This is a genomic window from Xanthomonas euvesicatoria (assembly GCF_013112235.1).
Classification (GTDB): domain Bacteria; phylum Pseudomonadota; class Gammaproteobacteria; order Xanthomonadales; family Xanthomonadaceae; genus Xanthomonas; species Xanthomonas euvesicatoria.
The window spans coordinates 38,236-64,162 of sequence record NZ_JABFFS010000002.1 but is presented as its reverse complement, the minus strand read 5'-3'; the positions used below and the strand labels follow the sequence as shown (position 1 = coordinate 64,162).

Genomic DNA, 25,927 nt, shown 5'->3' with positions numbered 1-25,927 from the left:
CGTGATGGCTCCAAGGGTGAATAACAGCGGCGGCGTGCCGCACTAGGGTAAATCAAGCGTAGCTTGACCAGTATTGCGGGCGACCGTCCCACGGGTGGGCGTAGCTGCCGCTGGATAGCTTGACGCCGTTGCGAGGGTTGACGCGCTTGCGGATCGGTTCGGCCTTCGTGTATTGGCCTGGAACCGGGGTGGTGGTGCCGGACATGTGGCCGGTGCCCTGTCGATCCTGGACCAGCTCGCGCAGGGTCACGGTGCGATTTTGCACGGCGACGACTTCGTAAAAGTCCACGTTGGTCTGCTCGTACCCATAGCTAGACACCAGCACCGCCCCCACGTCGAGGGTGTGCGGGCGCTTGGCCTCGGCGCGGCGGTCGGCCTGTGCGTCGGCCAGCTGCTGCCGGCGGGTGGTGAACGTGGCAATGTCGCGCTCGGCCTCGGCTTGCGACCGGAACCACTGCCGATCGATCTTCAAGCTCTTGCCGTGGAACTTGGTCACGACGATGCGGCCGGCTTCCTCGGCGAGGTAGTAGCGCGAGCCGTCGGCCAAGTCGCGCGGCTGCTGGGCATAGCGCGGGGTGGTGAGGTTATCGCGCCATTCGGCACGCTCGGCAGCGGTAAGGGAAGCGGGGTGGGGCAGCTTGCGCATGGTGGTGTCCTGGTCAGTGCTGGAGAGTGGTGGCCAACAGCGCAGCCGCTGCGCTGCCGTGGTTGGATCGTTGCCTAGTGGTGTGCAATGGTATTGCACACCACTAGGCAAAAAAGGGGGTCAGTCTTCGGTGGGCTGCATGATGGTGATGACCGGCTCGGCATCGTCGCCGGGGCCGATGTGCATGTGCAGGGTCACAATGCGGGCCTGGTGGCCTCGGCCCTCACGGGGCACCCGGTGCAGGGCGAACGGCACGCGGTTGGCATCACCGCCACGGGCGGCGAAGTGGCGCGCCATGAACAGCACATCCCACAGCCGGCCTTGCTCGTCCTGCGGCACGTGCTTGCGCTTGGTGTCTTCCTGGCTCCATGCCACGCAGTCGGCCCAGACGGCCCGCGTGACGGCAACCGGCACCTTAAAGCCAGCCTCGCGGGCGAGGGCAGACACGTCCACCAGGTCGCCATCTTCCAGGAGGTCGGCGCGAGTGTGGGTATGGATGATGTCGGACGCTGTGAACATGGCGATGTCTCCGGTAGTTGTATGGTGTGCAATGTCTTGGCACACCTTCATAATACCGATTTGCATGCTTGCATGCAAGCATGCAAGCTGTCATGCATGCACCTCTGCGTTCTATCTCTGGGACATCACTCCCCGTACCAATGCAGGGGGTTGGTGCATGAGGTCGCTCGTTATGGGTAGTCCCCGGCCGCGCTTTGCCCAGACCGCAGCCCGAAGCTCGATCACACGACAACGCTGGCATGCCTGACCTGGCCAGCACACACCACCATGCAAACCCGCTTTTGCGGGTACTCGTCGCCGGCAGCGCAGCCATGTGCGCGCGTGCAACACTGCGGCCAATCACTGGCTAGGCGATATACATGCAAGAGCAAGATGCTCCCGATGACGAATGCCCAATGTGCGGCGAGGAGGGGGGCTGGCCCGGCCTCACTGAGTGGGTGACGTGTAAGCCCTGCAAGGGCACCGGCAAAAACATGTTGCCGCCGCCCGGTGCTTGGGTGGATCTTGACGAATGAGGCACAAAAAAAGCCACCGGGATCTCCGGTGGCTTTTTACCGTGTATGGCGCGGTGACGCCGGGCGATCTAATCCGGCAAGTTCCAATCTTCGCCTTTGTCACGCGGCTCGCGCTTGCGCACGATCAGCGTCACTTCGCCATCGATGGCCACCGGCACGGTGCGTAGCTTGAGGGTGAAGCCGCCGCTGCGATGGGGAAAGGCAACACCGCACCGGAACCACTCGGTGCCGGTTTCGCCGTCACCTTTGGTGTAGCTATGCGGTGAAACGACATCGAAGCGATCGTGCGTGGAGGTCTGTACGGGGGCAGCTGCTGCGGTGGAGTCAGATTTAGGCATCGTCGTCACGTCCTCGGCGTTTGGTTTTGTGCGCGTGCAATCGCACGTGCATGGGAATTTTACATCGTGCAATACCATTGCACACCAACGCCGCCGATGCGGTATTGCGGACTGCGACGCAGGCCGCATCGGTGGCCGCCTGCCGGCGGCCACAAAGCCACATGGCCGTCCACGCATGCTCCACGGCCAGCGCGTAGCGCTGCCCGTCGCCGTGGGGGATGGGTGTATCCATCCCCAGGCGTCGGGGGAGCGGTGGGGCATGGGTGGGCGGGCCTGCCGGTTGCAGCTCGTCCCCGACTTGTCCACGGGGGCGGCCAACGGCCGACGCTGACCTGGTGGTGCCGTCCACCTGGTCAGCGCCACGGTGGGCAAGTGAGGGGCGAGCTGCCGGCCCTCAGTCTGGGCAGGGTGGGTAATAGACGGATCGGCCGGGATCATGTGTTGATTTATTCGGGCGGGTGACGTGCTCTCGCCCGGCCTGCTACGCAGGCGGCATTGCCTGCCGTCTATTACCCACCCCATACAGCCCTGGATCGGTGCGGAGCGCGCAGCGGCGAGGGGAGGGCGGGCCCTTCCGATTGCAGCCCGGCCCCGGCTTGTCTACGGGGCCGGCCAACGGCCGACGCTGACCTGGTGGTGCCGTCCACCTGGCTAGCGCCACGGTGGACAAGTGGTGGGCGGGCTGCCCCCCCCCTCATGCAAGGGTGGGTAATAGACGGGTGAGCCGGGATCAAAGGTTGATTTCCCCGGGTTGGGGATGTGCTATCGCCAAGTTTGCTACGCAGGCGGCAGCGCCTGCCGTCTATTACCCACCCATACAGCTCTGGATCGGTGCGCAGCGAGTCATGCGGCCGTCCACGCATGCTCCACGGCCAGCGCGTAGCGCTGCCCGGCGCCGTGGGAGATGGGTGTATCCATCCCCAGGCACCGGGGAAGCGGTGGGGCATGGGTGGCGGGCCTGCCGGTTGCAGCTTGTCCACGGCGGCGGGCGGTGGGCAAGCGGGGGGCGAGCTGCTGGCTTGGCGCTGGCGATGCCGGCGTGCTGTTGCTCTTTGTGGATGCAGCGAAGCGAAAAACGGGGCTTTCGCCCCGTCCCTCCTTAGTTGAGTTTTTCGACCAGCGCCGCGATGGCTGTGACCAGCGTCGCCAGGGCCGTGATGATGGCCGGCAGATTTTCCAGCACCGTTGCGAGGACTTGCTGCGTGCGTTTTTTCATAGTGCGTTCCTTTCGGCGCGGGGTTATTGATCGCGCACCGATCAGGCGCATGGCGGATAGGCAGACGTGCAAGGGCAAACCCGGAAGCCGCAGCGCAAGCGACCGCAGGGAGTGCGAACGGGTGAGGGTTTGCCCTTGCAGGGCGGCCGAGCCATGCGATGTTCGGGGCAAGCTGGCGATCAATAACGCTGCGTCGATGCGAAGGAAGCGCACTATGAGCACGCAGCGAGGCCGGGGTACTGGATGCCGGCCATTGGCCCTGGCGACGCTGGTCATCGCGGCGCCGGTCGGAAAACGGCGTGCTGGACGGGGCGCGGTTTTGCTTCTGCAAGCGGAGCGCGCAGGGGCGAGGATTAGGGCCGACTGGCGATGACGCAGCACGCGGCATTGGTGCGCAGCACCCCAAGCCGGTGACCGCTTGCGGTCACGCCCCCGCCTGGACTGGATCAGACGCACGGCACAGGCTCGTTTTCGCATGTTCTGCGACATCGGCATGGGTAATCTGACGCATGGGTAACCGCAAACGACCTCGACTAGACCCCTGGCAATTCGGCCCACCTGGCGTGTGCGACGCATGCGGGAGTCCCTGCGGCACGATGGATCAAGCTGGAATCGTCTGCTACGTGTGCTCGGCCGGCGTGTTCATCCAGCGCGGATTCTGGCAATTTGCTCGCTGCCCGAACTGCAAGGGCGCAGACCCGTTTTGCACGGATTGCGGCGGCCGGGCCTACGTTGCGACACCGCGCGAAGACATCGACATGAGCGAGCTAGAAAGCGCATGGGCGGCAGCGGTGGCGCGCTACAGTGCATTCGGGGAAGAGTTGCCCGCGCCGATTGCAGACCTGAAACGTTTTCTCTGACGCCGCCACGGGGAATGGCACTTATTTGGAGTTGAACGCCTCGGCGGCTCGACGGCTCTTAGCACGGTCGCCCACGATTTCTGCCCATTCTTTCCCGCGTCCTGCTTTGCGGTCGGCGACCAGATAGGTGCGGCCGTTGCGGTGCCAACCGCCGCCGCACACAGCTACAACGTCGTCGCCGCCGCGTTGCCAGATGAGGACAGGATCGCAGGAGCTGCGCCCAGCTCTGCGCCAGGCATCGGCTCTGGCATCGTCATCGGTTGCCGTAGGTTCGCCGAGCTGCGCGACAAGCGCGGCGACAACCGATGGATATGCCTCTTTCGAGAACTGGAACTCCACCGATTCGATACGCTCGGTTTTTTCGTTGAGGGTGATGTCGCTATCGCGCGACACCGCCCCGGCGAACGTGAGCGCGGCGAGTGCTTTGCACTCGACCGCTTCATAGGCGGCCTTGCAATTTGCTAAGCCCACCTTGCGTGCGGCTTCTTTGCCCATGCCAGGGTAATAGCCGGCGATGGTGGCCCAACTGCCGCCGCTCGGCGGCGCTGCAAGGGCACCGGCTGCAACGCACGCCGCCAGCAGAGCGGGGAGAGCGAGCGCCAGCCGGCCACCTGGCGGTGCGTGGCTGCGCTCATCTTGGGGGGGTAGATCCATCGTGGTTACACCCGACGCTCGGCACGCGGGTGCTCGGGAAGCGCAAACACGTCATCCGACACCCAAGCCAGCGGACCAATGCGGTCTTCGGCCTGGTTCATCAATTCGCGGATGTCGTCTGGAATCTTGCGGCCGGAGGTATCGCGAATGCTCTGCGCGCCGATTACGCCAACGACCTGGCCACCATCCGTTTCAGTCTTTCCCTCCATAACAAGAAGCACGTTGATATCGGTGCGCGTTGCATATGAACCGTCCCACTCGTCATCCGACAGATCATCTGCGTAGACCAGCACTCGGTCCTTCGGTGCTACTGACAACGCGGCCAACAATTGAGTGGAAGTGAAGATAGCGGGGACGTCTGAGAATTCTTTCATCTGCCTGCTCCTAAGCGGTGAGGTTTGTGGCGTGCAAGCACGCGGCGATTGCCGCACCCCTGGTTGCCTCATAGGCAACCAAGTCGCAGCGGTCAGGGTGAAGCAGCTGCATCAACTTCTCGTAGGCTGCTAAGCGCTGGACATCGGTCAGCGCTTCCAGCCGCCCTGCAAGGTCGAGCAAGTCCACGGTGGGCGCGAAGAGGTCGTAATGATCGGCGTTTCTCTGTCGTTGTTGCGCCGTCCGTTCGGCGGCGCGGTCGGCAGCAACGGCTGCCAGTCGATCCACGTCCGTCGTGAACGGGCCGTGCGGCGAGTGATTCGATAGCTGCTCATCCTCATCCAGGCGTTGCAGGTAGTCGTAGTGCGCTTCGTTGCACTCGTCGTTGAGCATTTCTGCCAGCGCGGCCCACTCGTCCGGCGTGAACTGCGGCATGTGCCGCAGGATCAGTTCACGATAGGAGCCCAGGATCTGGGAGAGGCGCGCGTGCGCAAAGTGATGCCCCTGGAACAGGGCCGCATCGCCGCCCAACAGCGTGACGTTGAGCGCATAGGTGTCATGCGGGCCTACTCGCGCAGAGCACACATCTGCGCTGCTGTCCTGGTCGAGCGCCGGCGGCGCATCGACCCGGGCAACTGGCGCCGGCATTGCTTCGCCAGACGGTGGCGCGTAGCCGTTGACCACGGGCGCAATCAGGGCGTGCAGGCGCTGCCATGCGCCGACGTACTCGGGTCCCGTGTCCTCGCCACTGAACTCGGCCATCAGCACGTGTTGCAGATCCGCGCTGAAGGTCCGCAGCCGGGCTTCGTGCTGTTCGACCAGGCCGGCGAGAAAGTCGCGCTCGGCGGTCACCTGGCGGAGTTCGTCGTGTTCGCTCATGCGCCGGCACCAGCGGTGCGGGCGGTCTTGCGGGTGCGCGGCAGGCCGGGCAATTTCAGCTGCGCCCGATCGCTGGGCAGGATCTTCGCGGCGGTGGCCACCGCCGCCGCGCCGGCCGGTGTCTTGGCCGGCGTGCGCTTGGCGGGTTTGCCCTCGCGCTGGAGCTTGGCCAACTCTTTCAACGCGGCTGGCCGCCCCCGGCGGTAGACCTTGGGCGCGCGCACGTAGTTGGCCGGCAGCACCTCGAACACCATCACGCCCAGCGCCAGCAGCTGGGCGGCGGCGGTGTCGAGGGAGGCAAACACACGCGGTTCCCCGCGCTGGCCGGTCAGTTGCTTTTCGGTTTGGCCCACGCGCACCATGACCGCGTAGCCGCCGACCTGGCCGACCAGCTGCACGGCGCGCAGCACCCCGGCGCTGGCCAGGGTGGCCAAGGTGGTGATGGAAATGGGGGATGTCATGATCGACCTATCAAAATTCGATGTTTGATGCTCGATCATTTGAACCTGACGTGCAAGCCCTAGTGCGGCGAGGCCGGCTGCGCACATAACGCAAGATTCCACGCAGTCACCCATTGGTTCGTAGGGGCTTGCGGCCGCCTCTGCGGCCAAGCTGATACGACGGCAGTGCTAGAGTTTGTTCGTCCCTAGATGGAGTTCCGCCATGAATACGTTTCTGCGCGATCAGCTTCTGCCGCTTCTGCGTGGCTTGTCACGCGCTGGCCTGGTCGGCTTCGGCGTCTTGTTTACGCTGTACTTCCTGTTCGCCGTGCTGCTGTTCGTGTTGAACGATCCGCACGCGAGCGCGTACACCAAGCAGATGGCCGACATGGCTGCACCGTGGCTGGTTGGCCTGGTTGCTGTGTACGCGTTGAGCAAGCTCGTCGGCGAAATGGTCCGCACCTGGTTGGAAGATCACGGCGAGATTTCACCTCGCCGTTGATCGCCAAAGCAAGGATGGCCTGGCACTCATGACCACGGTAGACCCCGGAAGTAGTCCCTGACCATGGCAAAGGCTTCTTCAAAGTCGGGGAGCTCACCCTCGATCTCATCGGCGATCGTCGCGTAGTCAGCCAATGCTCTGTCATGGATTTCTGGCTGATCGAAAGAACCCTGATCCACCGGCACCTCGCGATCATGGCACTTGATGATGATGTCCTCGACCACCGTTTTTTGGCACGAAGCGTTGTAGAGCTCTGGCCGATTGATCAGTAGGTGCTGAAGATCAAAGACGTCCTGGCGACGATACCTATCGCGAAGCGGTTGCTGGAGAAGGGACCTGATCTTCTCAGCTACGAGCGTCGGGAGTGCGTAAACGCGCAAGACCCCGTCTGCGCCCAAGCTGACCTCCTCGATTTGAGGGATCGACTCTAGATAGCTGTAATCAATGCTCAACGTATTCGCGGCCTGCCCGCGTAATAAACGTTCGTGCTGCCTTGTCCCGCGTGTGGCAAAGCCAATTTTCATCTTGATCGTCACGTAGGTCTTATCTCGACCAGGCTGAACGACCCAGCCCTGCCGCCTGCACACAGTGTCGTACGAAAGCCGCTCTTCTGCCTCGATCAGACGAGCATCGATCAACGCCTTGATCTCCACTTCTGCATCAATCGAAAAAGGCTTTTCTGTGGAGAAATCGATGTCGGTCGTGTGGCGCGTACTCTCGTAGTGCAACGCCATCAAGATGCCGCCTTTAAGGCACAGCAGATCGCTGAGCCTTGTGTCAGCGGCGATAGTGTCCAGGATGATGTGGACCGCCTCGCGAAAGCTTCTCTCCTCTGATGAAGCTGCTTTTACCCATCCAGGGATGTTCGTGAGAAGGCTAGACATTGATCGATAGGCACCATTTGGCAGAGAACTCAGGAGAGTAATCTGCCTGCGGGTTCAGCTTCCTAGAACCACCCCGGCTGGCGTAAGCAGTCCACTCGCCCACTTCGACGCTGTCGATTCCGCAATACGTTTCCAAGATGTAGCCAGCCCGGACCTTGTCGATTGGACCGCCATGGGTGTTGAAAGCCGCGACGATTGCTTTTAGGTGTAGTGGCGCCTGTTCCTGAAACACCTCGATCACATGGCGAATCCCACCACAGATGTCTGGGTGCTGGAGCATGTCTACGAAGGTTTTCCCGAGACCTGTCACGCGCAGAGCACCATCATTGGCGCTGCGCCATCCACCGCGGTGCTCCTTGGTCCTGATCTCTTTGATCACGACACCATCTAGCTTTTCGATTTTGACTCGACGCAGCCTTGGCAGCTCTGAATCGGTGTAGGGGCCGTAAAGATCGCCTAAGTCCCTACGCATCTTCTCCTCTGCCAAATCGTTCCAGATGGGAGGATGTGGGCTGACGAAATAAAGGACCTTAGGCAAGCGATTCGTTAACCCGTGATAGGCCATTGCACTGAGATAGGCCACATGCCCGAAGGGATCAATGGAGCACATCAGCTCTGGAACCGGCGCCGTCTCCCCAGGAAGCCTGTAGAGCTGGCTTGGTAGGCTTTTGTCTTGGAGGATCACCTTTCGTTTTAGAAGCGCCTTGCGTGCCTCACCAAGCATGACGGCCCCCGGCTGACCTGCGGGCAGTTGAAGGGGTTGCCCCTCATACGCGCGCTCCATTCCCAGCTTGAACACCTTCGAGGCGATCCAGTAGGTACTAATGATGGGTGAGTCGCGCTCGGCAAGAACCTTGGCAACGAGTGCATCGCGCCAGCGAAGGCGCTTCAAAGATTCATCGGACATGGGACGTGCCACCAAATAGTTTTCGAAAAATTACTGCTAGCATAGAATCAACGTCCTAAGGACGTTGATTCTATGCTAACAGGGAGAAATTTGGCAAGACCTGTTGGTCTGCTTTCAAGCTGCCGGTAAATTAAGTGTTTCGAACCTGTTGCAAAAATATAGTCAAGTTCGATAGACTGAACGTCCTAAGGACGTTCAGTCTATCGAACTACAGACTTACGCAGTTTAGTTTCTCGGAGGCTGTTTGGTGAGCTCCCTGCAGACCCGGAGCCATCCCCAACTGAAGACCTGCCTTACTTCACGGCGCTCTACTCCCGGCAATCAATTTCTATGACCTAGCGCGCAGTGAGCCGCCCACACCCGCTTTACGGTAGTCACGCTCGTGCCGGCGAGTCGCGCAGTGTTGGCGATGCTCTCCCCACGACCGCGCAAAGCGACAATCCGAGCATGTATGTCCTGATCGGCGGGGCGGCCACAGTATTTGTCTCTGGCCTTCGCCAGCTCAATGCCCTGACGCTGACGCTCGCGACGGTCCTCGTAGTCGTCGCGAGCGATCTGCAGGGCGATGCGTAACAACATGTCCTGCATAGATTCGAGCACGACCTTTGCCACGCCTTTCGCCTCTGCCGCCACTTCGGAAAAGTCGACGACGCCGGGAACGGCGAGGCGTACACGAATCCCTGCCGACCCTCTGATTGGCCGCACTGCTGCGCGCCGCCAGCAACTGGCGCAAGCACAAAAAAGCCCCGCGTAAAGCGGGGCGTTGGGCAGACCAGGCCGGCACCTGGCTATTGTTTGTTACGGTCCGGGCGCAGCGCCTTCATCGCTCAAGGGAAGACGCAACCAGCGGAAGATTTTCATGGGGCAGCTCCTGCGTTGTGGCCGAGCGCCTGGTCACGTGCAGCGAGGCTGTATTGAGTAGCAAGCGCACGCCATGCGTCGCGCTCCTCGTCCGACTCGGCTGCATCGGCGTACTCTTCCGCAAGCTCGGCCTTGGCGGCGTCGGTTAGATCCGACAAGAAGAGGTCGGCAATGTTGTTAGACATGGCGGGACGTTTCATAGGGTAATGGCTCTATGGCAGGGCATTGGGACAATCAGGGCGCATCTGGCTACAGGAGCTGCCCACGATAAATTGCATACGTCGCCCACAGGCACAGCCCAGCGAACACCAGGTTCCCCGCCGCCATCGCCAGGCGGGGCCACGTGCGGGTCCACATGCCCGAGTCGCGGAGCCATCGGAAGAGTTTGGATAGGCTATTGCCAGCGGCGCATTGCAGCTGACGCAGCGAACGGCGGTGCCGGCAACGAGGATGATTGGCGGCACCGAGCTGGTGGCCGTGGATGCGGTGATGGTCATCGGTGCAGTCTCCAAGTCAGGTTTGCTGCGGATGTGGTGCGGCAAGGTGGCGATTGCGCCAGCTGGCCAGCGTGGTACGTGCGATGACGCGGCCCGTCAACGGGCCAAGGACAGCGAACAGCAGCGCAAACAGCACACGGCCTAGTGACCACTCGCCCGTTGTCACCATCGGATAGACCAGAGGCAGCGGTGCGAGCCAGCAGCCAACGGCTGCGATCAGTCCCTTGACCAGCGCTAACGCAGGATGGCGCAGCAGCTTCATGTATAAGGGGTTCAGCCGACATACGTATAAAAATAACTCGCAGAATCCGATTTCTTTTGTGAAAACATGAAGTTGCCGGATAAAACGGCGCTTCCATCGGCTCATCCACTACCTCGTCCCTTTCGAAGTTCGGCACGCTGCAACTGTCTTTCGGCGAGTGTGCGCGGCCGGTCGGTCACCGGGTGTGTAAAGGAACGCCGCCGCCCCATGTCCCGAGGTCTTGACCATGCGTGTCATGCCAGCAGGCGATCGGCTCGTGCTCGCTCTCGTGAAGCCGGGGGCATCCGACTATTACCCACCCTGCGGATTCTGTGAGTTATTTTTCACGTATGTCGGCTGAACCCCAGGAACGGCTGAACCCCAGGAAGGTACGACGGTCCACGGCGGTTCTCCATCGCATGGCGCGCGGCGATGCGATGCCGGACACAGGGCGGCCGTGGAACGTCGCGCCGCAGTGCGGGCAGCGGCAGCGCCCGCATCGATCCAGATACCTATGTCCCGTTTGCACACTTCTGCGTTGCGGCACATCGAAACGTCAACCGTCGTAGCAGAACCGAGCACGACCACTGGCGAGCGCAAACCGGTTCCCGCAGGCTGCGCGACTCGCGGCTCGTGCCACGCCGGGTCAAAGGCGGCACGCAGCCACTGTCATGCAGTACACCAGGGACATCCGATGAACCTCTCTCTTCGCACCATCGTGGCGATCGCCGTTGCCGCCTGCGTGCCGCCGTGCACGGCCGTGGCCGCCGACTGGTACATCGCGCCCACCGGCAACGACGGCAATCCCGGCACTCGCGCCGCCCCCTTTGCCAGCGTGATGGCTGCGCAGGCCGCCGCGTCCAGTGGCGATACCGTCTACCTGCGCGGCGGCACCTATCGCCTGACCAACGCCAACATCAGCGTGGTGCGGCAGCCCTACGCCGTGGTCAACGAGATCACCAAGCCCGGCATCGCCTATGTCAACGTCGCCAACGAGCGGCCGGTGTTCGACTTCTCTGCGGTGACGCCCACCGGCCTGCGCGTGGCCGCATTCCGGGTGGCCAGCAACAACTGCGTCTTTCGCGGATTCGAGGTGGTGGGGGTGCGGATCACCATTGCAGACCGCCTGACCCAGTCCGAAGCATTCCGCGTTGACCGCGGCAACGGCAACCTGTTCGAGAATCTGGCGATCCACGACGGCCAGGCGATCGGCTGGTACCTGGTTTCCGGCAGCGACAACCGGGTACACAACGTCGATGCCTATAACAACCGCGGACTCAATGCCTTCTCCGATGGAAACATCGACGGTTTCGGCGTGCACCCGACGCTTGCCGGAAGCACCGGAAACCTTATCGAAGGCAGCCGCGCATGGTTCAACAGCGACGATGGGTTCGACCTGATCAATGCTGCTGCCGCAGTCACCCTGCAACGCAACTGGTCGTTCTACAACGGGTACGACAGCGCATTCACCCCGCTGGGCAATGGCACAGGCTTCAAGGCCGGCGGCTACGGCCGCAACGGAAGCGATTATCCCAAGCCGGTGCCGCGCCACATCGTGCGGTTCAATCTGGCAGTGGGCAATCGATCCAACGGCCTCTACGCCAATCACCACATCGGTGGGCAGGAGTGGATCAGCAATACATCGATCAAGAACGGCCGCGCCAACTACGACATGCAATCCACCTTAAGCGACAACGTCACCGACGTGCCTGGATACGACCACCATCTGGCCAATAACTTAGGATTCGGAACGCGCATCGAAATGATCAACCTGGGGTCTGCAAGTGAGAACGATATCGGCCGCAATTCGTTCAATCTTCCCCTTGTCATCAGTGCAGGCGATTTCGTCAGCCTGGACGAGCGACAGCTCATGCGTCCGCGCCAGGCCAACGGCGACCTACCCATCATCACCTTCGCCACCCTGGCACCGGGCAGCGCCTTGATCGACGCCGGCGCCGATACCGGTGAGGCCTTCAACGGACATGCGCCGGACTTGGGGGCATTCGAGGCGCGTTGATCCGGACGATGGCGCCAGCCGCCTGGCCGACGGTCAGCGCCATCGTGCCCGGCAGGATTGATGCAAAAAACAGCCAAATCTTGCCCAACCGCCTGATAATTGAGGAATTATCACTCCGGCTTCCGGCACTGCGCATGCCGTCTGGTTCGATGCGCCCATCGCCAGCGCCGCGCGACGCCTGTCCGAGCTGGCCCGCGCGCATGCTGGACCGCGACCTCCACGCCTGGCGGTTTAGCGCTGGTCTCGCGCCATTTTATGAATTGTGATCGAGGACGAAGTAACGCGTTGCCGTAAAAGCAGCACTTCTCTAACGCGGCGATTACTTCCGATTTGGTGCGCCGCAAATTTACTAAAATTTTACTTTAATTTAACTATCAAACCAGAAGAAAGACCATGAGAAAATTTAAATCGAAGTACATGCTTGGCGCCTGCATCGTTGGAAGCATCGTTAGCGCGGGTGCAGCGGCGCAGGTCGCTGCAATAAACAATACTGGCCGTGCCGAGGCTATGTCTGCATGGGAAACTACGCTCAAGCACGAGGCTCCGGCTATGGAGGGCTGCTTTAGCTCGACATTTCCGGACATGGGGTGGCAGGCGGTACGCTGTGGCGCACCGCCGAAGTTGGTCATGAAGCCACGACACGTTGCCAGCGGCAACGTTCGTACCACCACCGACAACCGTGTGCTCATCACCGGCAATGGCGATGACTACGCTGCACGCACGGGCAGGCTCACCCACTCAGCCGTCGGTTCGTTCCCGAGCGTAAGCGGCGTGACCACTGGGGTAGTCCAATACTCGCTGCAAATCAATACCGACAACGACAGCAACCCCGCCGCTTGCGCGCAGTTCGGTTTTTCTTCGTGCAGGACCTGGCAACAGTACGTCTACTCCAGCGACGCCGACGAAGACTCAAGTAATGGCTTTGACCCGGTCATCTTCATTGAAAGCTGGGTATATGCGGACAGTACCTCGGAATACGATGCGGCGGGTTGCCCGTCCGGCTGGGATGCTTACGAAGGCAACGCTTGCGTGATTAACAGCGAATCGGTGCGAGTGCCTCTGGTGCCAGTTTCGGGCATCGCTGGTGTCAAGCTGACCGGTTCTGCGACCTCGGGGGGCGTGGATACCGTGTCGTTTTCGGTGAACGGAAGGGCCTACAGAGTGAGTCAGCGCGCCTCTACGGTGGATATCAATAAGATCTGGCGCCTGACCGAATTCAACATCTTCGGCAACGGCGCCAGAACTCAGACGGTGTCGTTCAATCGCGGCTCGCACGTCACGGTAAACGTAGCCGTAAACGATGGTACGACAAATGCCCCGACTTGCCTGGGCAATGCCGGCCAGACGTTCGAGCAGAACAACCTGACGCGCGGTAGTTGCTCCGTATTTGGTGGCGCTTCGCCCGGCATTAGCTTTCCTCAAAGCAACTGACTATTTGCGTCTGGGGAGGTTTCGTCCTTCCCAGACGTTACTTGTTCGCCAACGGGGCGCGGTGGCCGCAGCTGCGCCAGGAGCTGTTCCAGCGTGCTCAGACGTACCGTGGCCCGCAAGGTGTCCGCCTCGGCATGTTCCCGGCGCTGGCGCTCTTCGATCAGATCGGTCCGCGCCGCAGCCAATTCGGCGCGCACGCCTTCCAGCGCTTGGACATCTTTGGTCCAGCGCGCCTGCAGGCCTTGGTGCTCGGCGGCCGCCAGGCGCAGCGCGTCGCGCTCGCGCTGCTGGGCGTCGGCCCGCTGGCGTGTCTGCGTCAGTTCCCGCTCCAGCCGGGTATGGCGTTCCAGCCACTGGCCGTTTTCCCGGTTGAGCTGCATCAGGTCGTGGTTCTTGGCGGTCAGCGCCTCGTTGGCCTGCCGTAGGGCAACCTGCAGTTCCTGTACCTGGTGCTCGTGCCGGCGTTGTTCCTGCTCACGCTGGTCCTTGACCGAGGTGCGGTAGTGCTCCAGGGCTTCCCTGGCGTGGTCGTGCTTCTGCTCCAGGGAGCGGGCGTGGCTTTGGTGCTCCGCCAGTCGCGCCGTGAAGCCCGCGATCCGCTCCTCCAACTGAGCCAGTTCGGTGGTGCGGCGGGCCACCTCGCCCCTGGCGGCGTCGCCCGCCTCGCGTTCTGCCTGCAGTAGAGGGTCGGCAGGGATTCGTGTAAAACACAGCCAAAAGTGAGCTAACTCCCTGTCAGCTAAGGATTTCTCACGACGCACTGCCGACCCTCATGCCGGGCTACTGCTGCACGTGCGTCACCAGGTCAACACGGAGAGCCGCAATTCGGCGTCCACCTCGCGCTACACGTTGGCGACGTGTCAGGCCCGACCTATAGCACCGCGCATGGCCTGCTGGCCGCGCTTGGGCGCGTAGCGCGCCCAAGCGCGCTGCGGTGGCGTCATGAACGTGCCGACGCTCATCCGGCTTGATCCATCGTCACCAACTCAAGGGTGGGCGACCCAAGGCATCCAGGCGCTCTGCATCTTCAAGGATCGCAGCAGTTGTGCGCGGCGAGATGGGCTGTGCGTTATCCAGTCCATAGGCCTGCCGCGCAGCATCGGCGGCTAGAGCTTGACGCGTCCGCGGTGAGTACTCTTGCAGCCGTTGACGCGTGCTCTGGGCCAGCTCGGGCGCGATGACAGGCATCGCGGAAAAGATATCGCCGGGTGCGGGGTTGGCTAGAAATGCTGTCTCCAGGTCGCGCGCATTCGCATGGAGATCAGTTTGCGGATCCTCGATCTCGGCTCTGAATGCGGTTGTCCTGGCAAGCGCGTCGATTGCATCGCGCTTGTCGAAGCGTTCAATTACGTTGGTGGATGTTCCGTACGTTTCGGCCCAGTGCGAATCCCTTAGTAGAACGGCCGGACCGTCGCCCCACGAGTCGAGGACTACAGGTGATTCTTCCGCCTCTGCCGAGCTTGGTGGCTGGTACAGCGCATAGAGGTGGGTCTGCTCATAGTCGCGTACATTCATCATCTGCCCGCCATCCTCCATGCGAACCGCATGCCGACGTGCGTTAATCGCTGCATTGTGATCACAGTTGCCTGCCCCGGCAGCCAGCGCGCTGCCCGCCAGTAAATTTTCGTCATTTTCACCGAGACAGTAAGACAGGGAGCTGTAGGTGGCGCTCCGTCCGTTGCTGAGCCGCAGATCGCTATCGACATTGCCTCGTCCACGGTGCAAGGCGAGTCGTGTCTCGTGTACCGTCTCTGTCGCGTCGGCAAGGCGTTGACGGTCGCTCGCGTCTTCGATGGGTCTGCCGCTGAGTCGCATACCAAGCTGGTAGGCCGCCTGCTGAACTTCGTGCGGCTGTAGGGTTGGCTGCCGGAAGCGATCCCGTCTCGTTCCCGAAGAGCCGAGTGCCACCAAGCCATGCAGGCTGGGTGACATGGGCGCCTCGGGGGATGAAGGCGTAGAGGGCGTGGTCTGCTCTGTGGTGTGGGTTAAATAATGCTCAGGTGAACCCGCTACGGGTGAACCCGCCACGCTCGGCTTTGAACTGCATAGCCCCATCTTGATCTCCTGCAGTGACTGTAGAAGCAAGTTTGGCGGGGAGCGCTCCGCTTCGCTTCGCCTCACCGAAGGCATGGTTGGGACGGCGAAGCATTGACGCGGGGGATTCCCGAGCCTTCGCCAAGCGGCTGATCATTTGCCTGCCGGCATTGCACCGGCTGCGATGGCGTTTTCGGGTTCGCCAACGGAGTGCGCTGGCCGCAGCTGCGCCAGGAGTTGTTCCAACGTGCTCAGGCGCACCGTGGCCCGCAGGGTGTCCGCCTCGGCGTGTTCCCGGCGCTGGCGCTCTTCGACCAGTTCGGTCCGCGCCGCCGACAGTTCGGTGCGCACGCCTTCCAGCGCGTGGACATCGTCGGTCCAGCGCACCTGCAGGGCTTGGTGCTCGGCGGCCGCCAGGCGCAGCGCGTCGCGCTCGCGTTGCTGGGCGTCGGCCCGCTGGCGTGCCTGCGCCAGTTCCCGCTCCAGCCGGGTCTGGCGTTCCAGCCACTGGCCGTTTTCCCGGTTGAGCTGCATCAGGTCGTGGTTCTTGGCGGTCAACGCTTCGTTGGCTTGGCGCAGGGCGACCTGCAGTTCCTGCACCTGGTGTTCGTGCCGACGCTGTTCCTGCTCGCGCTGGTCCTTGACCGAGGTGCGGTAGTGCTCCAGGGCTTCCCTGGCGTGTTCGTGCTTGTGTTCCAACGATTTCGCATGGGCGTCGTGCTCGGCCAATCGCGCCGTGAGGCCCGCGATCCGCTCCTCCAGCTGGGCCAGTTCGGTGGTGCGGCGGGCCACTTCGCTCCTGGCAGCGTCGCCCGCCTCGCGTTCGGCCTGCAGCGCGGTCTCGCAGCGTTGCAGCTGCGTCCTGAGCGAGCCAGCCTCCTGCCGGGCCTGCTCCAGCGCTTGGGTGCGTTCCTGCAGCTGCGCCTGGAAGCGCGCCTGGGCCTGCGCCACGACCGTGTCAGCCTCGGCGTGCAACCGCTCGGCGAGGCGGGCGATGAGGTCTTGAAGTGCGTCGCTCACGCCCATCTTCGCGCCAACGCTTTGCCCTTCCTCCTCTTCCAACTCTCTCAGATAACGGTGGATGGTGGTCTTGGACCCCGTGTTGCCCAGTGCCACCCGCACCGCGTCCACGGACGGATGCGTGCCCGTGGCGCGCAGCCGATCGCGGGCGCGTTGCACATCGCTTTTGTACAGCCCGGACCTTGCCATCCGTCACTCCACGTATTTCGTAACGTATTACATACCATGTAATCACATACTCCTCAACGCATTAAATGAACCGTCGATAGGCGTTGAGCTCACGCGGGATAATCTAAGATTATCCAGCCTAAGGCCGATTTTTCGGCTAAGCTCGCACGCGGGCCAGTACACCCCGGCCCATCTAGCGACTGGGAGGGGCCGATGATCAGCGTTGGGCAGTACCTGGAAGCCGCCACCCGACCCAACACCGAACGCGCTTACGCTGCGGCAACCCGCCATTTCGAGATCGAGTGGGGTGGTCATCTGCCGGCGACCGCAGAGCAGGTGGCGCGCTACTTGGCCGCCTACGCCGGGCAACTCGCGCTCAACACACTCAGGCACCGGCTCGCAGCACTGGCCCAGTGGCACCAGGCGCACGGTTTCGCCGACCCCACGCGGGCGCCCGTCGTACGCAAGGTGCTCAAGGGCATCCAAACGGTGCATCCGGGTCAGGAAAAGCGAGCCACGCCACTGCAGCTCACGCAGTTAGGTCAGGTCGTGGATTGGCTCGATGGCGCCGCAACTGCGGCCGGAACGCGTGACGATGCGGCCGGTCGGCTCCGGCACATGCGCGATCGCGCCTTTGTACTGCTGGGCTTTTGGCGCGGCTTCCGCGGCGACGAACTGGTTCGCCTCCAGGTTCAGGATTTGGAGTTGGTGGCCGGCGAAGGCATGACCTGCTTCCTGCCGCACAGCAAGAGCGATCGCCGGCACGCCGGCACCACCTACAAGGTCCCGGCGCTGTCGCGCTGGTGCCCGGTGGCTGCCACCATGACCTGGGTCGCGGCAGCCGCCCTCCACGAGGGGCCACTGTTTCGCGCAGTCAACCAGTGGGGGTGGATTGCCGCCGCGCCACTCCACCCCAACAGCCTGGTGCGTCTGCTACGGCGGATCTTCCGCGAGGCTGGGCTGAGCTCTCCCGACGACTACAGCGGCCACTCGCTGCGCCGCGGCTTTGCCGGCTGGGCCAACGCCAACGGCTGGGATGTCAAGGCGCTGATGGAGTACGTCGGCTGGCGCGATGTGCACTCGGCGATGCGTTACATTGATGGGGGCGATCCTTTCGCACGCCGGCGCATCGAAGCCAGTCTGCCGGAAGCGCCCGCGCTGCCAAGGCCTGCAACGACCTGAGGGGCTGGATGGCGTCGATCGAACGGACCGCATACCCGCAGTTCAAGCGCAACCCGGTCGTCCGCGAACTGGTTGCGGCCTACACGCCAACCGACGCTGAGGTGGCCTTCGTTGCCGAGTACACCCGGCAGCCTGCGCACCGCCTGACGCTGACGATCCTGCTCAAGACCTTCCAACGGCTGGGGTATTTCCCCGTGTTGGACGAAGTCCCGCCGGCGGTGATGCGCCATATCCGCAGCGCGCTGAAACTGCGCGTGCAGGTCAAGCCAGCGAATCTTGCCAACGCCTCGCGCTATCGCTACTACCGTCGGATCCGTCAATTCCTGCAGGTCCGGGCCTACAGCGACGGCGGGCTGAAGATTGCGGCACGCGCGGTATACGAAGCCGCTGCGGTGATGGATAACCCGGCGGACCTGATCAATGTAGCCATCGAACAGCTCGTGCGTGATCGCGTCGAGCTGCCGGCGTTCTCCACACTGGATCGCCTGACCCGGCGCATCCGCACGCTGGTCAACGGGCGCTATTTCGCTCAGATCGAGGCTCGACTGACCATCGATGAAAAACAGCGCCTGGAAGGCCTCCTGCAGGTCGAACAGGGGCGTCAGAAGAGCCCGCTGCACGCGATCAAGCGCCTACCCAAGCGCTCTTCGCTGCAGCATTTCCAGGAGTTGATCGACCATATCGCCGAACTGGACGAATTGGTCGGCAGCGAGGTGCACCTGGCGGGCATCCCGGAGGTCAAGCGCAAGCACTTCGCTGCCGAGGCGCGGGCATTGGATGCTTCCGAGCTGCGCAAGTTTCGGGCCGCCAAGCGCTACGCCGTACTGGTGTGCTTGATCCACCGGGCCCGGGTCCAGACGCGCGACGATCTCGCGGAGATGTTCATCAAGCGCATGGGGAACATCCACAACCGGGGCCGAGAGGAACTGGAGCGGCTGAGGGCGCGCTATCGCGAGAAGACCGAAGCGATCGTGGCGACGATGTCGGATGTGGTCCGCGTCCTCGACCATCATCGCGGCGACACCGAGGCGGGGCGTGAAATCCGCCACCTGATCAACGCCCATGGTGGCGCGCAGACGTTGCAGGCCGACTGCAACGCCATTGCGGCGCATAGTGGCGACAATCACTTGCCGCTGCTGTGGCCGTTCTATAAAAGTCACCGCTCCACCATCCTGCGGATGGTGCGTAGGCTGGACTTGGCCTCGACCACGGAGGACCGCTCGCTGATCGACGCGATCGAGCTGATCCTGACGCAGGAACGAAGCCGCAGCCATTGGTTGGACGAAGCGGTCGATCTGGCATTCACCACCCAGCTCTGGCGCAAGACCATCGTCCATCGCACCGAAGTGGGCGGCGAGGAGCGCATCCACCGGCGTCTGTTCGAGGTTTGTGTGTTCTCATCGCTGGCCAACGAACTGAAATCGGGCGACGTGGCTGTGCGCGGATCGGAAACCTACGCCGACTACCGCGAACAGTTGCTGCCGTGGGAGCAGTGCGAGCCTCTGTTGGAGGATTACTGCAAGCACGTGGGGCTGCCGGCCACGGCCGTGGGCTTCGTCAATGCCTTGCAATCGCGCCTGACGCAAGTCGCCGAGCTGACCGATCAGGGCTATCTGGAGAACGGCCAAGTGGTCATCGGCGAGGATGGCATTCCGGTACTCAAGCGCAGCAAGGCCAAGGAGATGAGCTGCGGGGCCCGTGCCCTGGAAACCGCCGTCCTCGACCGCATGCGCGAACGCAGCGTCATCGAGATCCTGTGCGATGTGGCCCACTGGACGCGCTGGCCCCGTCACTTCGGTCCTCTGTCCGGCTCGGACGCCAAGATCGAGCAACCGACCGAGCGCTACGTCCTCACCGCCTTCACCTATGGTTGCAACCTCGGACCGGCCCAGGCTGCCCGACACCTGCGTGGCGCCGTCTCGGCGCACATGCTGTCGTTCGTCAACCGCCGGCATGTGGATGCCAACAAACTGGCGGCGGCCTGTCGGGACATCATCAACAGCTACGCCGGCCTGCAGCTCCCCAAATGCTGGGGCGATGGCAAGAGCGCAGCCGCCGACGGCACCAAGTACGACCTCTACGACCAGAATCTGCTCGCTTCGTACCACATCCGCTATGGCGGCTACGGCGGCATCGCCTATCACCACGTGTCCGATACGTACGTCGCGCTGTTCAGCCACTTCATTCCGTGCGGTGTCTGGGAGGCGGTCTACATCATCGATGGCCTGCTGAAGAACACCTCCGACATCCAGCCTGACACCGTCCACGCCGACACGCAGGGGCAGTCGCTGCCGGTGTTCGGCCTTTCGCATCTGCTGGGCATCCAGCTGATGCCGCGCATCCGCAACTGGCGCGAATACAAGTTCTTCCGCCCCGATGAGGACATTCGTTACGAATACATCGATGCACTGTTCCGGGATACTGTCGACTGGGATCTGATCGAGACCCACTGGAAGGACCTGATGCAGGTCGTGCTCTCGATCAAGACCGGCAAGATCGCGGCCTCGACGCTGATGCGCAAGCTGGGCAACTACAGCCGCAAGAACCGGCTGTACCAGTCCTTCAAGGCGCTCGGTTCGGCCGTGCGCACCTTGTTCCTGCTGCAGTACATCTCCAACCGCGAGTTGCGCGAACAGATCACCGCCTCCACCAACAAGGTGGAGGCCTACAACGGCTTCGCAAAGTATTTCTTCTTCGGCGGGGAAGGAGTGATTGCCGACAATGACCCCGTTGAGCAGGAGAAGGCCGTCCAATACAACGACCTGGTCTCCAATGCCGTCATCTTCTACAACGTGGTCGAACAGACCCGAATCATGACGTCTCTGATGCGGCAGGGGTGGAAGATCACGCGGGAGGACGTGGCGTTCCTCAGCCCGTACGTGACCAGCCATGTAAAGCGCTTCGGGGATTACCTGATTGATGTGGAGGCGGTCCCGGAACCGTATGAGACTGAACTGGCATTGGCAGGGTAGTTTTGGTGCGCCAAAATATCCGCTAACTCACTGATGCAATGGATGAAATCCGATCTTGTGAGCTATTTTTACACGTATGTCGGCTGAACCCCGTGTTGCAGATCCGCGCTGAAAGTCCGCAGCCGGGGCTTCGTACTGCTTCACCAAGCCGGCCAGCACATCGCGCTCGGCTGTCACCTGGGCAAGGTCGTTGCGGTGGCTCATGCGTCGGCACCAGCGGAGCGGGCGGGCTTGCGGGTGCGCGGCAGGCCGGGCAATTTCAGCTGCGCCCGGTGGCCGCCGCGCCGGCCGGCTTCCTGGCCGGCTTGGGCTTCGGGTTTGGCCTGGCGCTGGAGCTTGGCCAACGCCTTCAGTGCGGCCGGTCGCCCCCGGCGGTAGACCTTCGGGGCGCGCACGTAGTTGGCCGGCAACACCTCGAACACCATCACGCCCAGCGCCAGCAGCTGGGCGGCGGCGGTGTCCAAGCTGGCAAACACGCGCGGCTCACCGCGCTGGCCGGTCAATTGCTTTTCGGTTTGGCCCACGCGCACCATCACGCTGTAGCCGCCGACCTGGCCGACCAGCTGCGGTGTCAAGGACAGAATATTCGGAGAAATTATGAAACTTAAGAGGGATGCCAGGACACTGAAGGCGAAGGCTATTGCTTCATTAAAGCGTGGCTTGGAGGCATTCAATAACCATGACGATAATGGGAGGACGGAAGCAGTTCTTCTTATGTTTCAGCACGCTAGCGAAATGTTGGTCAAAGCGTTGCTGGTTCAAAAGGGACAAGACGTCTTTGATGAAGAAAAGGGAACCTCGATTGGTATCGACAAGGCGCTCACTACTGCTCAGTCCAAAGGGTGGATCACCGCATCACAAACTGGAGCTATCCGCGTTATTGATGCGATGCGCAACTCGGCCCAGCACTGGATGATCGTGGTTCCCGAAGATGCTCTCTACATCAATGCAAGAGCATTGATAACTGTCTTAGATGAAGTGCTCACGACGCACTTCAATGACACTCTTGCGGACAATCTTCCGGTCCGGGTCTTACCCTTGTCTACCCAAGCGCTGCCGGATTTTCTGATGCTGGTAAATCGTGAATACACACAGATTCGAGAACTACTTGCCCCGGGTCGAAGGGCGCGAGACGAGGCCAGAGGCCGAATCACGGCACTCCTGGCGATGGAAGCACACGTCAGCGAAAAGGTCGCAGTCTCCAAAAGAGACCTTTATAGAATTGAAGAAGCGATCAAGGAAGGCACTCCCCTGGACCAGGTGTTCCCACGGTTGATGACCCTAGCAACGAACATTGAAGGAGAGGGGCCGACTATTCGTGTCCGATTTACCAAAGCCACAGGCGCTCCAGCTGTTCGGTTCGTGTCAGGTGATGACCCGGAGGGGGCGGCTGCCATCCGTGAAATAGATCTCCAGAAAAAATACCACTGGAGCCGGAGCGAGTTGGCAAAAAAACTGGGGTTGCCAACCAAGAAAGTCAAGGCTATCCGCGACCATCTGCGAATCGACGAAAATTCAGCATACGTCATGTTCTTCGAGTTCGGAGCCCAAAAACATCCCAGATACTCTGACAACGCGCTACGCGCGCTTCAGGCTGCTATCAGCACCGATTTGTAGAGCTAATATGGCGTACACGTTGATTCTTAAAAACCTCTGCTGGCAGTGATTAGTTCACGCGGCGCATGGGGTGTAGGGGCAGCGCCCCTACGGGCAACGCTTCACTCACGCAGTGAACAGGTCGGCGCCGGCAGCAATGATGCTCCGCCAGCATGTCCGCAAGATCTCTAACCACCTCCTGCAGACCGCCTTTACTTCTACTCTGTTGTTGGTGGCCACCTGCTGGTGGCCACAGGGTCACGTGGCCGTCCAGGCATGCTCCCCAGTTATCAATTCCCGTAACCTTGCGCGCAGTGCGCGGCCCACACACGCTTGACGGTGGTGACGCTCGCGCCTGCCAGACGCGCAGTGTTGACGATGGTCTCCCCACGGCCGCGCAACGCGACGATGCGAGCATGTATGGCCTGATCGGCCGGGCGGCCACGGTACTTGTCTCTGGCCTTCGCCAGGTCAATACCCTGACGCTGACGCTCGCGGCGGTCCTCATAGTCGTCGCGAGCGATCTGCAGGGCGATGCGCAGCAACATGTCCTGCATAGATTCAAGCACGACCTTTGCCACACCTTTCGCCTCGGCCGCCACTTCGGAGAAATCGACAACACCGGGAACGGCGATGCGCGCACCCTTCGCGCGGATAGACGCTACCAGGCGCTCGGCTTCGGCCAGTGGCAAGCGGCTGATCCGATCTATCTTTTCTGCAATGACCACTTCGCCCGATTGCAGATCCTCGATCATGCGCAGCAACTCAGGGCGATCGGCGCGCGCACCAGAAGCCTTCTCACGATAGACGCCGGCGACGTAGAAGCCGGCGGCCTTGGCCTCTTGGACGATCGCGGCTTGTCGCGTGAGATCCTGGCCATCAGTGCTGACGCGCTGGTAGATCCGAGCAACCTTGAAGGGTTCTGCAGGAGCACGTGCCATCAAATGCTACTCGCCAGATCGGCGGGGGTAGGAATCACGTCGGACATGGTGGCCTCCTGCGCGGCCTTTTTGGGTATACCTAAACGTACCATCAACTTTACGGGTGGCCCAATATTTTTTTGTGGACTTAAACGGACCACATAAAATGGGCCAGCCTAAATGGACCATTCATCCGATAGGGAGGTCTCCGGGGCAGCTGTCATTCTCAGAAAACGACTGCACGGAATGTCAGGAGTCGGCTGCACTAGTGGATTGCAGCGCGGCGTATAGAGCCGTCTTGCTCACCTTGAGCCGTTTAGCGGCCTCTCGGGCATTAAGCCCGTTGGCGATGTGCTCCCGCGCTCGCTGCAACTTGTCGGCGGTGACAACCGGCTTTCGCCCGCCCTTCCGTCCGCGTGCGGCGGCAGCGATCAGCCCGGCCTTGGTGCGCTCGCGGATCAAATCGCGCTCGAACTGGCCCAGTGCGCCGAAGACGTGGAAGATGAGCCGTCCGCCCGGCGTGGTGGTGTCGATGCTTTCGGTCAGCGACCGGAAGCCGACGCCACGCGCTTCCAGCGCGGCGATTGTCTCGATGAGGTGTGGCATCGAGCGCCCGAGCCGATCCAGACGCCAGACGGCCAGCACGTCGCCGGCGCGCAGGTAGGCCAGCGCATCAGCCAAGCCGGGCCTGTCGGCCTTGGCCCCAGAAGCCGTGTCCTCAAAAACGCGCTCGCAGCCTGCCTTGCGTAGCGCATCCGTCTGCAAAGCGGTGTCCTGTTCCGCCGTCGATACCCGCGCATAGCCGATCAGTACCATTACCGTCCCTTTTGTCCGTCTTTTCGTCCGTATATCATAATGTCCGGAAACCCATTAAACAAGCGCATTTCCGGACATTGTCATGCATGGCCGACTAATGATCGTTTGACGGACATTGAAAGTAAGGCGTTTTTGCATTACAATGCAAAGCATCAACCTTGGGTTGCGAGGGCAAACCACCATGACCACATTGACCGTTACCGCACGTGGACAAGTGACGTTTCGGAAGGACGTACTGCAACACCTCGGCATCAGGCCAGGCGACAAGATCGAACTGAACTTGCTGCCAGATGGTCGGGGCGTGCTCAAGGCGGCCCGGCCCGCAGGGACGATAGCCAGCTTTGTCGGCCTGCTCGCGGGCAGGACGCAGAAGGTTGCCACCATCGAAGAGATCAACGAGGCGGCGGCGCAAGGCTGGGCAGGTAAGCAATGAAGGTCGCAGTCGATACCAACGTCCTTGTGCGTGCGGTTGTGCGTGACGATCCCGCACAAGCGGACGTTGCCGCCGCAGTCTTGACCGACGCCGAGTTGATCGCGGTCGCGTTGCCGTGCCTATGCGAATTTGTTTGGGTGCTGCTGCGTGTCTACGGCTTCCAGCAAGCCGACGCGGCCAGCGCGATCCGGGCACTACTGGCCGCCGCGAATGTGGAAGTGAACCGGCCTGCCGTGGAGGCTGGTTTGCTGGTACTCGACGCGGGCGGAGACTTTGCCGATGGCGTCATTGCCTACGAAGGCAACTGGCTTGGCGGGGAAACCTTCGTTTCCTTCGATAAGAAGGCGGTGGTACTTCTCACGGCGCAAGGGCAATCAACTCGCCTTTTGTGAGGGGCGTTGTTCAGAGGTTCCCTAATAGCGCAATCTCAGGAGTTTACCCGTGTCGGCCTATCATGAATTTATCCAACCCTTCTCGCACGAAGAATTAATACGTGCTTTTGAGACAGAGGACCTCGTAGGATGTGTGTTGCGTATCCACCTTCACGTTGAAAAGCTGCTGGTATTCGCTCTGAAATCCTCGATCAATTCGCAGATCGCCAAAGTCATCACCTCCGTACCACAGAACTTTTCGAATAAAGTGCAACTTGCTGCCGCCTTCGGTGTACCGGTGGAGATATGTTTGGCGGTGCTCGATCTAAATGCTTTGCGCAATAAGATTGGGCACAATCTTGGTCAACTGCTAGCACCGCAAGATGTTCTTCAGCTTGCTACGAAGATAGATGCTTTTCGCGCAGCGTTTTTCCCCGAAGAGCCTACTGTGATGGCGAGCGCAATGGAGCTCTCTAGCACCGGCAGTGGTAAGCGGCAGTTCGGGGCCGGCGAAGCGATCTGGGATTTTAAGATCGCTTCCGGTCTTCTTAATGTATGGATGCTGAGATATTGGGCCCAGCGAGGTTGGCTGAGCAAATCCACCGCTGGATCCTAACAGTCGGCCAACTCCCCAGG

At 61.7% G+C, this 25,927-nt stretch carries 27 protein-coding genes and 3 pseudogenes; 10 read left to right on the top strand and 20 right to left on the bottom strand.

The window, feature by feature from the left end:
• Positions 1–52 precede the first annotated feature (52 nt).
• From HLH45_RS21300 to HLH45_RS21685, 4 genes are all read right to left on the bottom strand, one after another.
• Positions 53–646, bottom strand: a complete 594-nt coding sequence (locus tag HLH45_RS21300) for a hypothetical protein (RefSeq protein ID WP_008574227.1) — start codon at positions 644–646, stop codon at positions 53–55.
• 120 nt (positions 647–766) lie between these two features.
• Positions 767–1,165 carry a DUF6573 family protein gene (locus HLH45_RS21295; RefSeq protein ID WP_033479026.1) on the bottom strand — a complete coding sequence of 133 codons (399 nt, stop codon included), beginning with the start codon at positions 1,163–1,165 and terminating at the stop codon, positions 767–769.
• Positions 1,166–1,748: 583 nt separating this feature from the next.
• Complete coding sequence (locus HLH45_RS21290; protein ID WP_033478823.1) at positions 1,749–2,018, bottom strand: hypothetical protein; 270 nt, start codon at positions 2,016–2,018, stop codon at positions 1,749–1,751.
• The gene (locus HLH45_RS21685) at positions 2,011–2,250 is read right to left on the bottom strand and encodes a hypothetical protein (protein ID WP_045123789.1); all 240 of its coding nucleotides are present in this window, start codon (positions 2,248–2,250) and stop codon (positions 2,011–2,013) included. The genes HLH45_RS21290 and HLH45_RS21685 overlap by 8 nt, the downstream gene beginning before the upstream one ends.
• 1,580 nt (positions 2,251–3,830) lie before the next feature.
• Here HLH45_RS21685 and HLH45_RS21285 point away from each other — a divergent pair.
• Complete coding sequence (locus HLH45_RS21285) at positions 3,831–4,094, top strand: hypothetical protein (RefSeq protein WP_008571690.1); 264 nt, start codon at positions 3,831–3,833, stop codon at positions 4,092–4,094.
• Positions 4,095–4,115: 21 nt separating this feature from the next.
• Here the strand turns inward: HLH45_RS21285 and HLH45_RS21280 are convergent, their stop codons facing one another.
• Genes HLH45_RS21280 through HLH45_RS21265 form a run of 4 tightly spaced genes read right to left on the bottom strand, consistent with a single transcriptional unit; the run spans position 4,116 to position 6,460 of the window.
• Positions 4,116–4,748, bottom strand: a complete 633-nt coding sequence (locus tag HLH45_RS21280; protein WP_228996771.1) for a hypothetical protein — start codon at positions 4,746–4,748, stop codon at positions 4,116–4,118.
• Between the two features lie 5 nt (positions 4,749–4,753).
• Positions 4,754–5,122 carry a hypothetical protein gene (locus HLH45_RS21275; RefSeq protein ID WP_008578304.1) on the bottom strand — a complete coding sequence of 123 codons (369 nt, stop codon included), beginning with the start codon at positions 5,120–5,122 and terminating at the stop codon, positions 4,754–4,756.
• Positions 5,123–5,132: 10 nt separating this feature from the next.
• Complete coding sequence (locus tag HLH45_RS21270; protein ID WP_081397862.1) at positions 5,133–5,999, bottom strand: hypothetical protein; 867 nt, start codon at positions 5,997–5,999, stop codon at positions 5,133–5,135.
• Positions 5,996–6,460 (bottom strand): ParC-related protein, encoded by a 465-nt coding sequence (locus HLH45_RS21265; RefSeq protein WP_081397863.1) that lies wholly within the window; start codon positions 6,458–6,460, stop codon positions 5,996–5,998. The genes HLH45_RS21270 and HLH45_RS21265 overlap by 4 nt, the downstream gene beginning before the upstream one ends.
• A gap of 202 nt (positions 6,461–6,662) precedes the next feature.
• On the opposite strand from HLH45_RS21265, the gene HLH45_RS21260 reads away from it, so the two are divergent.
• Positions 6,663–6,941 (top strand): hypothetical protein, encoded by a 279-nt coding sequence (locus HLH45_RS21260; protein ID WP_005918295.1) that lies wholly within the window; start codon positions 6,663–6,665, stop codon positions 6,939–6,941.
• A gap of 26 nt (positions 6,942–6,967) precedes the next feature.
• Here HLH45_RS21260 and HLH45_RS21255 read toward each other — a convergent pair whose 3' ends face one another.
• From HLH45_RS21255 to HLH45_RS21235, 5 genes and pseudogenes are all read right to left on the bottom strand, one after another.
• Entirely contained in the window at positions 6,968–7,825 is an 858-nt protein-coding gene (locus HLH45_RS21255) for a nucleotidyl transferase AbiEii/AbiGii toxin family protein (protein ID WP_005918293.1), read from the bottom strand.
• Positions 7,818–8,732: a type IV toxin-antitoxin system AbiEi family antitoxin domain-containing protein gene (locus HLH45_RS21250; RefSeq protein WP_005918291.1), complete on the bottom strand. Its 915-nt coding sequence runs from the start codon at positions 8,730–8,732 to the stop codon at positions 7,818–7,820. Before HLH45_RS21250 ends, HLH45_RS21255 begins: the two co-directional genes overlap by 8 nt.
• Before the next feature lie 321 nt (positions 8,733–9,053).
• A pseudogene (locus HLH45_RS21245) lies at positions 9,054–9,401 on the bottom strand (helix-turn-helix domain-containing protein); the annotation flags it as partial.
• Positions 9,402–9,589: 188 nt separating this feature from the next.
• Entirely contained in the window at positions 9,590–9,778 is a 189-nt protein-coding gene (locus HLH45_RS21240) for a hypothetical protein (protein WP_081397861.1), read from the bottom strand.
• A gap of 328 nt (positions 9,779–10,106) precedes the next feature.
• Positions 10,107–10,457, bottom strand: a complete 351-nt coding sequence (locus HLH45_RS21235; RefSeq protein WP_233449299.1) for a hypothetical protein — start codon at positions 10,455–10,457, stop codon at positions 10,107–10,109.
• Positions 10,458–11,025: 568 nt separating this feature from the next.
• On the opposite strand from HLH45_RS21235, the gene HLH45_RS21230 reads away from it, so the two are divergent.
• On the top strand, positions 11,026–12,348 hold the full coding sequence (locus HLH45_RS21230; protein WP_017160583.1) for a right-handed parallel beta-helix repeat-containing protein: 1,323 nt from the start codon (positions 11,026–11,028) through the stop codon (positions 12,346–12,348).
• A gap of 393 nt (positions 12,349–12,741) precedes the next feature.
• Complete coding sequence (locus HLH45_RS21225) at positions 12,742–13,779, top strand: hypothetical protein (protein ID WP_017160582.1); 1,038 nt, start codon at positions 12,742–12,744, stop codon at positions 13,777–13,779.
• Here HLH45_RS21225 and HLH45_RS21220 read toward each other — a convergent pair.
• The 3 genes and pseudogenes from HLH45_RS21220 to HLH45_RS21210 form a co-directional block, all read right to left on the bottom strand.
• A pseudogene (locus tag HLH45_RS21220) lies at positions 13,767–14,462 on the bottom strand (DNA-binding protein); the annotation flags it as partial. The gene HLH45_RS21225 and the pseudogene HLH45_RS21220 sit on opposite strands and share 13 nt — an antisense overlap.
• Before the next feature lie 295 nt (positions 14,463–14,757).
• Positions 14,758–15,834 (bottom strand): XopE/AvrPphe family type III secretion system effector, encoded by a 1,077-nt coding sequence (xopE, locus tag HLH45_RS21215; RefSeq protein ID WP_033482209.1) that lies wholly within the window; start codon positions 15,832–15,834, stop codon positions 14,758–14,760.
• Between the two features lie 132 nt (positions 15,835–15,966).
• Positions 15,967–17,022 (bottom strand): DNA-binding protein, encoded by a 1,056-nt coding sequence (locus tag HLH45_RS21210; protein ID WP_046932237.1) that lies wholly within the window; start codon positions 17,020–17,022, stop codon positions 15,967–15,969.
• Between the two features lie 192 nt (positions 17,023–17,214).
• Here HLH45_RS21210 and HLH45_RS21205 point away from each other — a divergent pair.
• Positions 17,215–18,171 (top strand): annotated as a pseudogene (locus HLH45_RS21205) (site-specific integrase); the annotation flags it as partial.
• A 20-nt stretch (positions 18,172–18,191) separates the two neighbouring features.
• Positions 18,192–21,155 carry a Tn3 family transposase gene (locus HLH45_RS21200; protein WP_046932235.1) on the top strand — a complete coding sequence of 988 codons (2,964 nt, stop codon included), beginning with the start codon at positions 18,192–18,194 and terminating at the stop codon, positions 21,153–21,155.
• A 27-nt stretch (positions 21,156–21,182) separates the two neighbouring features.
• On the opposite strand, the gene HLH45_RS21905 is transcribed toward HLH45_RS21200, so the two are convergent.
• Positions 21,183–21,359, bottom strand: coding sequence for a hypothetical protein (locus HLH45_RS21905; RefSeq protein WP_223866248.1), 177 nt, complete (start codon positions 21,357–21,359; stop codon positions 21,183–21,185).
• Positions 21,356–21,730, bottom strand: coding sequence for a ParC-related protein (locus HLH45_RS21190; protein WP_306460199.1), 375 nt, complete (start codon positions 21,728–21,730; stop codon positions 21,356–21,358). Before HLH45_RS21190 ends, HLH45_RS21905 begins: the two co-directional genes overlap by 4 nt.
• 22 nt (positions 21,731–21,752) lie before the next feature.
• On the opposite strand from HLH45_RS21190, the gene HLH45_RS21185 reads away from it, so the two are divergent.
• Positions 21,753–22,772, top strand: a complete 1,020-nt coding sequence (locus tag HLH45_RS21185) for a DUF8611 domain-containing protein (RefSeq protein WP_017160644.1) — start codon at positions 21,753–21,755, stop codon at positions 22,770–22,772.
• 269 nt (positions 22,773–23,041) lie between these two features.
• Here HLH45_RS21185 and HLH45_RS21180 read toward each other — a convergent pair whose 3' ends face one another.
• Both HLH45_RS21180 and HLH45_RS21175 read right to left on the bottom strand, forming a co-directional pair.
• Positions 23,042–23,692, bottom strand: a complete 651-nt coding sequence (locus tag HLH45_RS21180; RefSeq protein WP_046932486.1) for a recombinase family protein — start codon at positions 23,690–23,692, stop codon at positions 23,042–23,044.
• A 228-nt stretch (positions 23,693–23,920) separates the two neighbouring features.
• A complete protein-coding gene (locus HLH45_RS21175) occupies positions 23,921–24,487 on the bottom strand; it encodes a recombinase family protein (protein WP_046932484.1) in 567 nt (188 codons plus the stop codon).
• A 181-nt stretch (positions 24,488–24,668) separates the two neighbouring features.
• On the opposite strand from HLH45_RS21175, the gene HLH45_RS21170 reads away from it, so the two are divergent.
• Genes HLH45_RS21170 through HLH45_RS21160 form a run of 3 tightly spaced genes read left to right on the top strand, consistent with a single transcriptional unit; the run spans position 24,669 to position 25,907 of the window.
• Positions 24,669–24,920 carry an AbrB/MazE/SpoVT family DNA-binding domain-containing protein gene (locus HLH45_RS21170; RefSeq protein WP_002804328.1) on the top strand — a complete coding sequence of 84 codons (252 nt, stop codon included), beginning with the start codon at positions 24,669–24,671 and terminating at the stop codon, positions 24,918–24,920.
• Positions 24,917–25,312 (top strand): type II toxin-antitoxin system VapC family toxin, encoded by a 396-nt coding sequence (locus HLH45_RS21165; protein WP_009602864.1) that lies wholly within the window; start codon positions 24,917–24,919, stop codon positions 25,310–25,312. Before HLH45_RS21170 ends, HLH45_RS21165 begins: the two co-directional genes overlap by 4 nt.
• 49 nt (positions 25,313–25,361) lie before the next feature.
• Positions 25,362–25,907 carry a hypothetical protein gene (locus HLH45_RS21160; protein WP_046932476.1) on the top strand — a complete coding sequence of 182 codons (546 nt, stop codon included), beginning with the start codon at positions 25,362–25,364 and terminating at the stop codon, positions 25,905–25,907.
• Positions 25,908–25,927 lie beyond the last annotated feature (20 nt).